Raw genomic sequence first — 12548 nt, 5'->3', positions numbered from 1 at the left:
TCAGCTCCATTTTTACCTAGAAGGATAGGAAATGCCGCATTTTATTGTCGAGTACTCTGGAAATTTAGAAGAAAAGTTGGATTTTCAGCCGCTGTTTGAACGCCTGCATGAATACGTCATTGGTACCGGCCAATTCCCAATCGGTGGCGTACGTAGCCGAGCGATCAAAGTTGATCATTTTCGGGTAGCCGATGGTCGAGAAGACTTTGCACTTTTAAACATGAATCTAAAAATCGGTCATGGTCGTGATATGGAGCTGAAAAGGGAAGTGGCTAAGAACGTTTTTGCCATTTTGACTGATTGGATGAAGCCGGTCACGGATGAGCACTATGTTCAGATCTCATTCGAACTAACAGAGCTAGACCCTGAATTGAAATACAACCAAAACAATATTCACCCACTTTTTAAGTAAGTGAACCAAACAAGCGAATTTTCTAAAGCAATTTAAATAAATATAAAAAGAGGAAATCGTAATGCAGACTAAGATTAGTTCAATCATTCTGGGTGCCGCCATTCTAGGATCGACAATGGTTTCAGCGCAAACGATTCGCGTAGCGAGCTGGTTACCACCCACTAATCCAATGAACGAGGTTGTTATACCTGCGTGGGGAAAAGCGATCAATGAAGCGACCGATGGCCGCATTGACGTTGAAATTGTCTATGGTCTTGGTCATCCAAAAACTATGTGGAACCTCGTTGAAGATGGCATCGTTGAAGCAAGCTACAGCTACCATGGCTATGTCCCTGGGCGCTTTGAATTACCACAAGTAGTTGAACAACCGGGTCTTGGTACCAATGCGGAAGCAGCGTCTTATGCGCTATGGAAAACCTACGACAAGTACTTTAAACAGTCAGACGAGTTTAAGGGGCTGAAATTATTAGCGCTTTTTACCCATGGCCCAGGCCAGATACACTCCAAGTTTGAATTGAATGATGTGGCGGATCTTGAAGACAAGAAAATCCGTATCGGTGGCGGTGTCCAAAGTATCATTGCTGAAGAGTTTCACGTCACGCCTGTCGGTGCTCCAGCACCCAAAGTCTATGAAATGATGCAGCAGGGCGTTATTGATGGCGCATTCTTGCCAGCAGTAGAGCAACGTGTGCTGCGTCTGTCTGAAGTTACAAATAATCTAACCATTCTTCCTCAGGGACTATACATGGGTAGCTTCTCCATGTTTATGGACCCCTATGTCTTTGAAGAATTTTCCAAAGAAGATCAGGCTGCAATTAATGCCGTATCCGGTGAATTTCTCTCGATCCAAGCAGGTCAAGCATGGGATGTGAGTGATGCATCGGGTGTCTTATCTGCTCGCGAAAATGGCGTCGCCGTGAAAGTCCTAAAAGAAGACGATGAGTTGACCAAACAGTTTGAATCTCGCCTTAAAAATGTGCCTCAGCATTGGGTGAAAACAGCGAATGAGAAAGGGTATAAGGGCCAAGAAATTCTAGATTACCTTCGCTCTCAAGCGCATGAATATGCTGACAGTCATGGAGCTTAAACATGTTGTTGACTCGACTTGTCGATAAGCACCATGGTGGGTTTGGGTTAGCCAAGTGGCTAACCTTTACCCTAGAGGTGATATCGTCTCTGATTCTAATGGGGCTCATGTTACTCACGTGCGGTGATGTCATTGGCCGCTACCTGTTTAATAACTCCATCAATGGGACAACCGAACTCACCGAACTGGCGCTAGGGATTATCATATTTTGTCAAATCCCGGTCGTGACCATTGCTAGTGCTCATGTCGTGGTGGATATTCTTGATCGGTTATTGCCAAGCATTTTCCTACGTTTATCAGGTGTCATCAGTAACCTAATAGTGGGAGCAGGATTTTACTATCTCGCTGGACGTATTTGGTTTATGGCTGAACGCTCGCTGCGAAGAGGTGTCTTCACAGAGTTCTTGCAAATCCCGGTCGCTTACTTCATCCAATTTATCAGTGTCATGATGTATCTGTCCGCAGCGGTGCTAGTCATTGTTGCTGTACGCAATCTGTTTAAGAAAGATCTGTAGCGAGTATTTGTATGTTTGAATCATTTATTGGCTTTTTGATCTTATTAAGCCTGATTTTAGTGTTTCGAGTGCCCATCGGCTTTGCTATGGGGGCGGTAGGTATTGTTGGCTTTGCTGCTCTACAGGGCCTAACCTTTGATAATCTGTTTGAATTCAGTTGGCGAGGACCGATCTCTCTTGCTTCTAATCGTATTATTGATACGGCGCAAGAGTACGGCTTGTCGGTGATCCCGCTATTTATCTTGATGGGTAACTTTGTCACCAAAGCGAATTTATCTGGAGATTTATATCGCGCTTCCCATGCATTTTTAGGTCACCGAAAAGGCGGCCTTTCTATGGCAACGATTGTGGCATGCGGTGGTTTCTCGGCGATTTGCGGTTCAAGCCTCGCGACCTCTGCAACCATGGCGAAAGTAGCCATGCCGCCGATGAAAAAATATGGCTATTCAAATGAATTGGCCAGCGCATCCATCGCGGCAGGCTCAACGTTAGGTATTTTAATACCGCCAAGTGTTATTTTGTTGATGTATGGCATTTTGACGGAAACCAGCATTCGCGAGCTGTTTGCAGCAGGTTTTATCCCGGGCATGTTAGGCATAGGTTTGTATTTGTTGGCAACTCGTTACGTGGTTTGGCGTCATCCTGAAGCTGGCCCAGCGGGTGAACCGCTACCATGGTCTGAGCGCTTAGTGTCACTGCGCAATGTTTGGGGTGTCTTGCTGCTGTTTGCCATTGTGATGGGCGGCATTTATCTAGGTATTTTTACACCTTCTGAAGCGGCTGGGGTTGGTGCAGGTGGTGCATTTGTCATTGCCTTAATACGTAAATCACTCAACCTAGATGCGTTGTTCCATGCTTTGATTGATACCGGTCGCACCTCTGCCATGCTTTTCACGGTGTTGATTGGTGCGTTGATTTTCTCGGATTTTATTACCTTGGCTGGACTGCCTGCTGAGCTATTGGCCTTTGTGCAAAGCTTTGAGCTATCGCCGATGGGAATCATGCTGATTATAGTCGCGATTTACCTAGTATTAGGCATGGTGTTCGAAAGCCTGTCGATGATTCTGTTGACCGTACCGATTTTTTATCCGCTGGTGCAGAGCTTGGGATTTGACTTGGTTTGGTTTGGCATTCTTGTGGTGGTGGTGACAGAGATTAGCTTGATTACACCGCCTGTTGGGATGAATGTGTTTGTGCTCAGTGCAGTATTGGATGACGTAAAGGCCGGCACAATCTTCAAAGGAATCGTGCCGTTCTGGTGCGCAGATATGATTCGTTTAGCATTGATTTTATTTGTAAGTTCAATTGCTTTGTTTTTACCTGAGATTTTATACAGATAACTGTTTTACCGGAGAGCTTCCATGGGCAAGTTAGCGTTAGCTGCAAAAATTACCCACGTACCATCTATGTACTTATCCGAACTTGATGGACCTAAGAAAGGGTTCCGTCAGGCGGCAATCGATGGCCATCATGAAATCTCGCGTCGTTGTCGAGAGCTGGGTGTTGATACCATAGTTGTGTTTGACACGCATTGGTTGGTGAATGCTGGTTACCATATTAATTGTGCGCCTCATTGGGAAGGGGTTTATACCAGTAATGAGCTGCCACATTTTATCAACAACATGCCATATAGCTTGGATGGTAATCCAGAACTGGGCCGTATTATTGCCAACGTGTGTAATGAGCAGGGCGTAGAGACGATGGCCCATGATGCCACGACTTTAGCGCCAGAGTACGGTGCGTTGGTGCCGATGCGTTATATGAATGAAGATAACCACTTTAAGTGCATCTCAGTATCAGCGTTGTTAACGGTACACTATTTGAATGATTCGGCTCGTTTAGGGTGGGCACTGCGAGAAGCGATCGAAAAACATTACGATGGTACCGTGGCGATCCTTGCCAGTGGCTCTCTATCTCACCGCTTCGCACAAAACGGTCAAGCACCAGATTTCTCAGACAAGGTTTGGAGCCCGTTCCTAGAGGATCTTGATCATCGAGTGGTGGAAATGTGGGAAAACGGCGAGTGGGAAAAATTCTGCGCTATGTTGCCTGAGTATGCGGCCAAAGGTCATGGCGAAGGCTTTATGCACGATACAGCCATGCTGCTCGGTGCCTTGGGCTGGTCTGACTACGATCAAAAAGTAGAAGTGGTAACACCTTACTTCGGTAGCTCTGGTACGGGACAAATCAATGCGATCTTCCCTGTTTCCCCGCAAACAGGAAACGCGGTACCAGCACCGCAAGCGTCACAGGAATCAGGCGAGTTTGTTTATGGTACGAGCCGTTTGTAATCACTACTGCTAAGTCTAATTTGGATAAGCCCCATACAGTGACGTATGGGGCTTTTTACAGGAGATGGTACAAGATATTCGAGTAATACTATTGAAGGAACTGATAACCGACCATCCGCTATCTGATAGGTAGGCCACCAAGCGATCTCTTTTACCTCTAAAGAATAGGGGGCCATAATTACTTGCCATTGGCAAATAATGTCCTCTTCCATCAGGTTAAGACTGTGTGCCCGAATTTTTTTATAGGATAATCATTGATAACCTGCTGCAATATTTCATTCATTAACCATTTTTATAACTTAAAGATAAAAACGAAAATAATTATTTGGTATTCATAAAAGACCGAAGAAATAAAATTTAGTTAAAAATTAAAAAATGGAGTAGGGTTCTTACTGCTATTCCCAATAGGATTCCTAATATTGCATATTTAAACAGACTTACAAAGCGGTAGCTTAACCCTAAAAATATGCCTATACCTGGTAAATCGAATGTATTGACCAGAAATCCGGTGGATATGTTTATTTGAGTAATGGTCATATTGCCTTGTTGGACCAAATCGGAAGCTATCCCCAAATAGGCTGTTCCTCCCCCTAGATATTTTGCCAGAGTAGGCATAACAAACATGGAGGATATATTTGCAGCGTTCAAAAGAGGTGATAGCGTATTTTCTAGGGCTGTAATGGCACCAAAAGCTTTGAGAGTTCCGACAATAGTAATAGATAGAGTTAGCATAGGAACAGCAGCGACAGTTAGTCGAATAGCATCAAGGCCAGCATCATTTATTACTTTGACTAGACTATCGTTAGACGAGCTGTCTTTTAAAGCTGGGGTCGAAGAATGGTCATTTTTATGGGATAAATGTTGACCCGAAACATACCAAGTAAATGTTGAGGCACACAATCCACCAATGATAGAAATGGCAATTGCTGCTGTCCAGTTGAGACCTAATGGGATCATTGGGTAGAGAATATTGCCTTGCCCCATTGCTAATAACATCGCTAGTGTTGCAGCCAAATGTCTATCTGATATACCTCGATTTTGCATAATCATTAGAGTAGCAAGTGGCGCTGCAAAGCTGATAAAGTTCATTTGCAGTAAGGCGAATGTGCTCATGCCAGTCAAACCAAAGGGCTTCAAAAGCGGACTTAACATACTAACAATAAAGTCCATTATCCCTATCGCTTCGAGAACTTTCATAATGCAAAGCATCACTATCATGATAGGTAGGAGCGTATAAAGTGCAATATCAACAGAAGATCGCCCTGAAGACAAAATAATTTCAATGAGCGACATATTTAATTTCCGAAAATTCCTTGAACGTTAAAACGATGATCACACTACTGTGGTGTTTACTTAACTGAGAAGATGGCTTCTACTTGAAGAATCATGCTAAAAGGCAGTGAACTAGCGCCCATAACAGAACTGGGGGTGATAGCTCCCTTTCGCCTAAAACTTCGACTAGTAAATCAGAGCTACCGTTAACAACTTTAGCATGGTCAATGAAACTATCGATGGAAATGACCATCTTCATTTCTTAGACCTTGCCTAGATAAATAAAGCACATTTCCAACTAAACAAGCAGGTTGATATTGACCTGCTGGTTTAGGCGCTGAGAGTAAAATAATATTAAGTGATTCAAGTGTTTTCTCTGGTGATATGGCATACCAATCTTTTCAATCATTAGTGAATGTTATTTGATCAGCTAAGCAATCGTGCGCTGCCTGACACTTTGATCCCAGAACCCATTTGAGGTGAGATCTCAGCGGTTAAGCGTGAAGGCATACCCATATCTTCCCCTTGATAAATCACAATAGATCCCTGATGAGGCCAAGTGATATCTCTGAGATATCCAGAAAGTGCTGCTGCTGCCGCTCCAGTTGCAGGGTCTTCAAATACTCCTCCAACAGGAAACGGATTTCGCGAATGGAATACTTGATTCTGCTCAGCGTAAATCAGATTGAATGTCACCAGCTTTTCTCGAAGAGATAAATGACGACCCTCTTCTTGGTTATACTGCATCGCTTGTAATGTTTGTCTGTCTTTTAAGGCAAGGATCAAGTGATCTCCACCGCCATGAGCTATCGCAGGTGGAATTCGTAGATCAAGTTTTGCCTCACTGAGGCCAAATAAAGCGAGGGCTTCGGCGAGTAATTCCTTGTCAATCGGGCGGCTATGCGTAGGTGGAGATATAAATGAAGCCCCCCAGTCCTGCTCTGAGAAGTAGCCTTCGACACTGATTTGCGCGTGATTGAGTGTTAAGTGAAAGGTTCTAGGCCCAAAATCTCGTGCAAGAGCAGATCCGAGCGCAATGGTTGCGTGACCGCAAAAGTCTACTTCAACTTCTGGTGAAAAATACCGAACTCGCCAACCTGTATCGTTAGGAGCTGCAAATACAGTTTCAGAATAACCAATCTCTGCTGCCAATGTTTGCATCGTTGTTGTTTCAGGCAACGATTCACATATAACAACGCCAGCGGGATTCCCCCCTTCTGAACCGTTTGAGAATGCAGCAATGCGCTGAATATTCATGATATTTTTCTCCGGAAGTAAGTTATTACAAAGATATGCCAATATCTCAACGGGTAAGTGGTTCAAAGGAAGCCACTAAGTCTATTTCAACCAAAGCATCTTCAAGAGCCAGTTGTGAGATAACGGTAGAACGAGTTGGCAAATGGTCGCCAAATGCGCGGGCAAATGCGGCATCAAATTTCTGAAAATTATTTCGCTCGGTAATCCATACACCGGCTTTGACGACGTTCTCTGGCCCCAGCTCATATTCAGCCAGAGCTTTAAACTGATGAGCAAGAATTAAAGCTGTCTGCTCTTCAATATCACCATGGATTTTGCCGTTGCTATTGAACGCAAGTTGACCAGATAAGAAAAGTAGCGAGCCTGTTTTTATTGCTGGGGAAAGGTGTGGCATATTGAAATCTCCTGTATTTTTCTACTGGAGATGATTGTGTCAACATGCACTGTGGGAGGCAATATCTTAAATTTGCACAATACTCATGCATTATTTGCATGAATAAAACTTACAAAGCAGCACTCACTATTTCCATGGTACTGGTTGAAATAACTGCGAAATCCATTCTCCAAATGCGTCCGTTCGTGCTGATATATAGTGGCGCGACGCGCGAACCAAGTAGATGCCGCCATCACTATCAAAATGCCAATGTGGCATCAGTTGTACTAAAGCTCCTGTATGTATGTCTTGAGCAACAAGCCACTCACCGGCACCAAGTATGCCAATGCCAGCCCGTGCTGCTTCTAGCATGGCGATACTATCGTTAGTGACTAAGGTTCCGTTGGTACGAACCATAGCTAGTTGTTGCCCATCGGAAAGGCGCCATATTGGGTAGGAGTGAAGACTCGGGTTACCGATACAGTTGTGCTCAAGTAGTTGGCCTGGCTCCATGGGCGTTCCATGCTGTTGCAAATAATTAGGTGACGCAACGAGAATTCGTTTATGGCTGGTCAGTTTACGTGCAACGAGACGACTGTCGGTCAGTTGACCAATTCGAATGGCCGCATCAAATCCACCTTCAATAAGATCGACATAATTATCGCTATAGTTAATATCTAGCTCTAGATTGGGATACTTAGCCATGAATTCCGGGATTTTCGGTGCTAACCACAAACGTCCCATAGTGGCTGGAAAAGCCAATTTTAGTCTCCCGCTCAGGTTATTCGCGTTTTCAGTCGCTTCTTCTTGTGCTTCCTCTATAAGGTCAGTCGCTACCCTATATTTATCAGCGAGACGTTTGCCTGTATCTGTTAGTTGAACCTGACGTGTCGTGCGTTCAACCAAGCGAACACCAAGGCGGGTCTCCAATGATGCGATACGTTTAGAAATAATGGTAGGATGTCGCCCAATTGCTTTTCCGGCTGCGGCAAAAGTTCCATTAGCAGCAACGGCTATCAGAGCTGCAATTTCATCAATATGTTGGCTGTTTATTTTTATCATAGATAGGAAATCTCCTGATTAATGTTAATTTGTATAAATAGTATCTTCTATTTTCATTTGGTCGGAATAAAATAAACAAATCTATTTACTATTGAATCTAATAGTTACTATCAACCGTCAGAAGTACTCACAATTCCTTCATCTATCTGGCCAATAACTTTAACGGAGATCTTTAGCATGTTAGCTCTATGGAAATCTCTGGAGCTGACCATGAGAATTCCTTTGCTCCCTTGGTTCATCTAAAAATGTCAGAGTCTATCAGTATTTATTGTTTATATAGAAATGTCCCGAAAGGGACAGTTTATCTATAGGGGCTAAATGATAAGGTCATATAGTGATTCCAAAGAAGAATCATTTTCTTAAAAAATACTTACTTAAATAGTCCATGCTGTTTTACTAACAGAATGGTGTATTAGGTATGTGATATCACAAATTGAACTTATATCAGGACAATACTATGAGTGAAACGATCCCCTTTTTCACCAAGAAAATTTTACCTACCATGATGGCTGCGGCACTTGCGTCAACCGCTCAGGCTTACAATGTATATGATGCCAATGGCACAGAGCTTAATGTCGATTTGGAAGCGATGTTTGGTGTCTTTTCCAGTGATCATAATTACGACACGTTAGGCACAAAGCAAGCGGGAAGCTCAGCCTGGCAGGAAGGTTATCTCAAATATGGTCTATCGGGCAGTCATGTCACCGGTGACAATAATTCCAGTGTTTACGGCGCCGTAAACATTGTCAGCTCCGGTACATGGGGGGATGGCGACGCGGCAGGTTTCACCATCGGTAATGAGCGTGAAACGGATTTAGAAGATGCCTATGTTGGCTGGCGCTCAGGTGACCTGTTTCCGGCACTAGGTAAAGACGGCTTGGATCTATCGTTCGGACGTCAGAATTTTGCCGTGGGCGATGGCTTCCTAATTAACGGCGATGCGTTAAATTTTGGTAATGCATTCGACGGTAGTATGAATCGCGGTGGTAGCTATTGGCTGGCACCTAGAAAAGCCTTTGATGAGACTGCTATCTTGCGTATCGGTGGCAGCGAAGGGGCCCGTGCTGACGTTTTCTGGTTGAAATCTGACAACGTGGCTCAAGCGAAAATGGAGCTGGCAGGACTGAATGCGGAGTATGTGACGCCTGAAGGTACGTATGCCGCCGTTTACATTAAAGGCTTGGATGCAGATCAGGGCAGTGTTCGTGATGGACAAGAAACCATGAGTCTACGTTACCAAGGCAATGCGGGCGTAGATAACCTATTCCTATCAGGCGAATACGTCACTCAAACCCAAGGCAACGGAGGCATGGACGGCGATGCTTGGTATTTGGAGGCGGGTTGGACCTTTGCCGATGTGAGCTGGTCACCGAGTATTAACTACCGATTTGCGCAGTTTGATGAAGGCTTTGACCCATTATTCTATGGTTTCAATCGCGGTTATGGTACCTGGTTCCAGGGTGAAGTAGCAGGTAATTATGCCGGACCGTTCAACTCAAATGCGGATGTTCAGCAGGTTGCTTTAAAAGCATCACCAACCGACATGCTATCTCTCGGAGCAGTGTTCTTCGACTTTAGTAACACCAGTGGCGGTTTAATGGATGCTCAAGAGCTCGATCTATATGCAGAATGGGTTGTTTCACCTAATTTAATTATCAGTCCGCTGATTGGCATTTATAAACCTGACAATGCCGTCAGCACTCAATTAGGTGATAATGACACGAATGTGTACGGACAAATCGTTGCGATAGTTCCATTCTAGTCGCAATTTGCTACAAACGTTCTTTTGTAAATTTTCCCCCTGTTTACTCCACTTTAAGCCTAAATAAACTGTTATTTAGGCTTTTTTTTGCCTATATCGAGTCTGGCGAATCTGATGTGAAGTATTCTGATAGCCAATCTCTTGTACACTATCCTTTGTACTGTTCTAGTATGCTGTCCAGCTCACTGTATCTATTCTTCCCATAAGAAAACCCCGCTTAAAAGGCTTTAAGCGGGGATATAGAGAGAGTTTTCTATAGCTTATTTAGAAAGGGTAATGCTGGTTTGGGTCTTCAATGGTAATCCAGCGAAGATCGGTAAACTCTGCAATAGCAGCCTTGCCGCCGAAACGGCCATAGCCCGAGTCACCTACGCCACCAAAGGGCATGTGAGGTTCGTCCGCGACGGTCGGTCCATTAATATGACAAATGCCACTTTCAATCGCATTGGCACAGGCTAGAGCGCGGTTTATGTCTTGCGAGAATACGGCAGCCGATAAGCCATATTCCGTATCGTTCGCCATAGCAATGGCTTCCTCGTCACCATCAACACGAATAATAGACTTTACAGGGCCGAAGCTTTCTTCGTTAAAGATGCGCATGTTTGGCGTTACATTGTCGAGCAGTGTTGCAGAGAAGAGGGCGCCATCGTTTTCACCACCACACACTACGCTAGCGCCTTTGCTAACGGCATCGTCAATCAGCTTATGCATCTTATCAGATACCTCTGGATTGACCAGTGAACCAAGAACGACATGGTCGCGTGGATTTCCCCAAGGAAGTTTTGCGGCGCGGGCAACGAGCTTCTCAACGAATACATCGGCAATCGCGCTATCAACGATTAAGCGCTCCGTCGACATACAGATTTGCCCTTGGTTCATGAAAGCACCAAAAATAGCAGCATTGACTGCGCCATCAATGTCAGCGTCTGATAAAACGACTAAAGGGGCTTTACCACCTAACTCCAGTAAAGCTGGCTTAAGGTTTTCTCCGGCGAGTCTTCCAATAATACGACCGACAGGACTTGAACCCGTAAAGTTGATATGGCGAACTTGTGGCGCCTCAATTAAAGCTTTCACTATTTCAGCCGCATCTTCTGGAGCATTTGACAGTACATTCACCGTACCATCTGGGAAGCCTGCTTCAATAAAACAATCAATAATTAGGCGGTGGGTCAAAGGGCAAAACTCAGAGCTTTTTAAAATGACGCTGTTGCCACAAGCCAGTGGCGTAGCGATAGCACGTGAACCAAGGATCACTGGCGCATTCCAAGGTGCCATGGCTAAACACACCCCTTTAGGTTTATAAACAGACATGGCGAGGGTGCCAGGTTTGTTTGAGGGAATGACTTCACCATTTAGCTGTGTGGTTAGCGCGGCCGCTTCTCGAATATGTCCCGCAGCCAGTGATACATTGAATCCCGCCCAAGGTCCCGTTGAGCCCGTTTCTGTGATCATGGCCGCGATAAATAGGTCACTTTTTTGTTCCATGATATCTGCGGCTTTATTCAGCAGGTTACGGCGCTCAGCCGGTGTGGTTTTGCTCCATGTTTTAAAAGCCTCATGGGCTGCTTTTACCGTTTGATTCACATCCTCTAACGATGCCGCAGCCGAGGTTGAAGCAATCTCACCAGTGACAGGATCGATTCGATCAAATGTCTTGCCGTGGCTAGCCGCCAGATCTTGATTAGCAATACGAAGCATGACAGTCATATTATTCTCCTTATAGCTCAAATGTGTCTTTGTTAACAACAGCCTCTAAGCCACCATCAGTCGCTAGATTGTGCCCATTGATCCAGCGTGCGCCATCAGAGCATAAAAAGCAGATAGCAGGGGCGATGTCTGATGGTGTAGCAGGACGTCCTACTTTATTAATATCAGCATTAACTCGATCATCACCAAGTACAGCACGAAACTCATTAATAATAGGCGTTTCAACAGGTCCAGGAGAGACGGCATTGACGCGAATACTTTTGTCTTTAAACAATGCTTGTTGTGATGCAAGCTGAGTCCAAACCAATAGTGCTTCCTTAGAAATTGGGTAACCAAGCTCATTGGCGATATCATTTTGTTCCATAAAAGAAGCCATATTTTCTGGGAAGCCTGATGTATGGGCGATGGCGGAGGCTCTTTTGGCATTCGTTCGCCAACCATAGCCAGCAATAGAGGCGACATTGATAATGCTGCCACCAGAGAACATTTTTCCAACAATCGACTCAGACAACATTTTTAAACCGAAGAAGTTAACTCGTAAGGTAATATCGGCACCTGCTTCTCCTGATACGCCGGCCACATTGCAAAGCGCGTGAATTTCTTTTGGCAACCTGTCAACTATCTTGGCGACGCCTTCCGCTGAGGACAAATCTCCTGCCAGAAATGTACCGTAGTGGTGCTTTGGTGTGTTGATATCAATACAAATGACATTGGCGCCCATTTGGCTGGCAAGCTCCGCTGTACGGGCTCCAATTCCACTTGCTGCGCCTGTAATGACGATATTCTTTCCAAATAACATAACACTCT

General features: G+C 44.7%; 12 protein-coding genes. 6 read left to right on the top strand and 6 right to left on the bottom strand.

Annotated features, from left to right (window positions below; genetic code table 11):
- Positions 1-31 precede the first annotated feature (31 nt).
- The 5 genes from ASC49_RS09920 (at position 32) to hpaD (ending at position 4305) form a co-directional block, all read left to right on the top strand.
- Positions 32-412 carry a 5-carboxymethyl-2-hydroxymuconate Delta-isomerase gene (locus tag ASC49_RS09920; RefSeq protein ID WP_055463085.1) on the top strand — a complete coding sequence of 127 codons (381 nt, stop codon included), beginning with the start codon at positions 32-34 and terminating at the stop codon, positions 410-412.
- Positions 413-473: 61 nt separating this feature from the next.
- Positions 474-1499: a TRAP transporter substrate-binding protein gene (locus ASC49_RS09915; protein ID WP_055463084.1), complete on the top strand. Its 1026-nt coding sequence runs from the start codon at positions 474-476 to the stop codon at positions 1497-1499.
- Positions 1500-1501: 2 nt separating this feature from the next.
- Positions 1502-2014, top strand: a complete 513-nt coding sequence (locus tag ASC49_RS09910) for a TRAP transporter small permease (RefSeq protein ID WP_055463083.1) — start codon at positions 1502-1504, stop codon at positions 2012-2014.
- An 11-nt stretch (positions 2015-2025) separates the two neighbouring features.
- Positions 2026-3354, top strand: coding sequence for a TRAP transporter large permease (locus ASC49_RS09905; protein WP_055463082.1), 1329 nt, complete (start codon positions 2026-2028; stop codon positions 3352-3354).
- Positions 3355-3375: 21 nt separating this feature from the next.
- Positions 3376-4305, top strand: coding sequence for a 3,4-dihydroxyphenylacetate 2,3-dioxygenase (gene hpaD / locus ASC49_RS09900; RefSeq protein WP_055463081.1), 930 nt, complete (start codon positions 3376-3378; stop codon positions 4303-4305).
- A 357-nt stretch (positions 4306-4662) separates the two neighbouring features.
- Here the strand turns inward: hpaD and ASC49_RS20015 are convergent, their stop codons facing one another.
- From ASC49_RS20015 to ASC49_RS09880, 4 genes are all read right to left on the bottom strand, one after another.
- Positions 4663-5598, bottom strand: coding sequence for a nucleoside recognition domain-containing protein (locus tag ASC49_RS20015; RefSeq protein WP_055463080.1), 936 nt, complete (start codon positions 5596-5598; stop codon positions 4663-4665).
- Between the two features lie 405 nt (positions 5599-6003).
- Positions 6004-6834, bottom strand: coding sequence for a PhzF family phenazine biosynthesis protein (locus ASC49_RS09890; RefSeq protein WP_055463079.1), 831 nt, complete (start codon positions 6832-6834; stop codon positions 6004-6006).
- 46 nt (positions 6835-6880) lie between these two features.
- Positions 6881-7228 (bottom strand): RidA family protein, encoded by a 348-nt coding sequence (locus tag ASC49_RS09885; protein ID WP_055463078.1) that lies wholly within the window; start codon positions 7226-7228, stop codon positions 6881-6883.
- Between the two features lie 126 nt (positions 7229-7354).
- Positions 7355-8269 (bottom strand): LysR family transcriptional regulator, encoded by a 915-nt coding sequence (locus ASC49_RS09880; RefSeq protein WP_055463077.1) that lies wholly within the window; start codon positions 8267-8269, stop codon positions 7355-7357.
- Positions 8270-8726: 457 nt separating this feature from the next.
- Here ASC49_RS09880 and ASC49_RS09875 point away from each other — a divergent pair, with 457 nt between their 5' ends.
- A complete protein-coding gene (locus ASC49_RS09875) occupies positions 8727-10031 on the top strand; it encodes an alginate export family protein (protein ID WP_082443792.1) in 1305 nt (434 codons plus the stop codon).
- Positions 10032-10295: 264 nt separating this feature from the next.
- On the opposite strand, the gene ASC49_RS09870 is transcribed toward ASC49_RS09875, so the two are convergent.
- Both ASC49_RS09870 and ASC49_RS09865 read right to left on the bottom strand, forming a co-directional pair.
- Positions 10296-11741, bottom strand: a complete 1446-nt coding sequence (locus ASC49_RS09870) for an aldehyde dehydrogenase (protein WP_055463076.1) — start codon at positions 11739-11741, stop codon at positions 10296-10298.
- Between the two features lie 10 nt (positions 11742-11751).
- Positions 11752-12540, bottom strand: a complete 789-nt coding sequence (locus tag ASC49_RS09865; protein ID WP_055463075.1) for a coniferyl-alcohol dehydrogenase — start codon at positions 12538-12540, stop codon at positions 11752-11754.
- Between the last annotated feature and the right edge of the window lie 8 nt (positions 12541-12548).

This window comes from Marinomonas fungiae, assembly GCF_001418205.1.
Taxonomy (GTDB): Bacteria; Pseudomonadota; Gammaproteobacteria; order Pseudomonadales; family Marinomonadaceae; genus Marinomonas; species Marinomonas fungiae.
The sequence above is the reverse complement of the archived record's forward strand: the minus strand, read 5'-3'. Positions and strand labels throughout refer to the sequence as shown.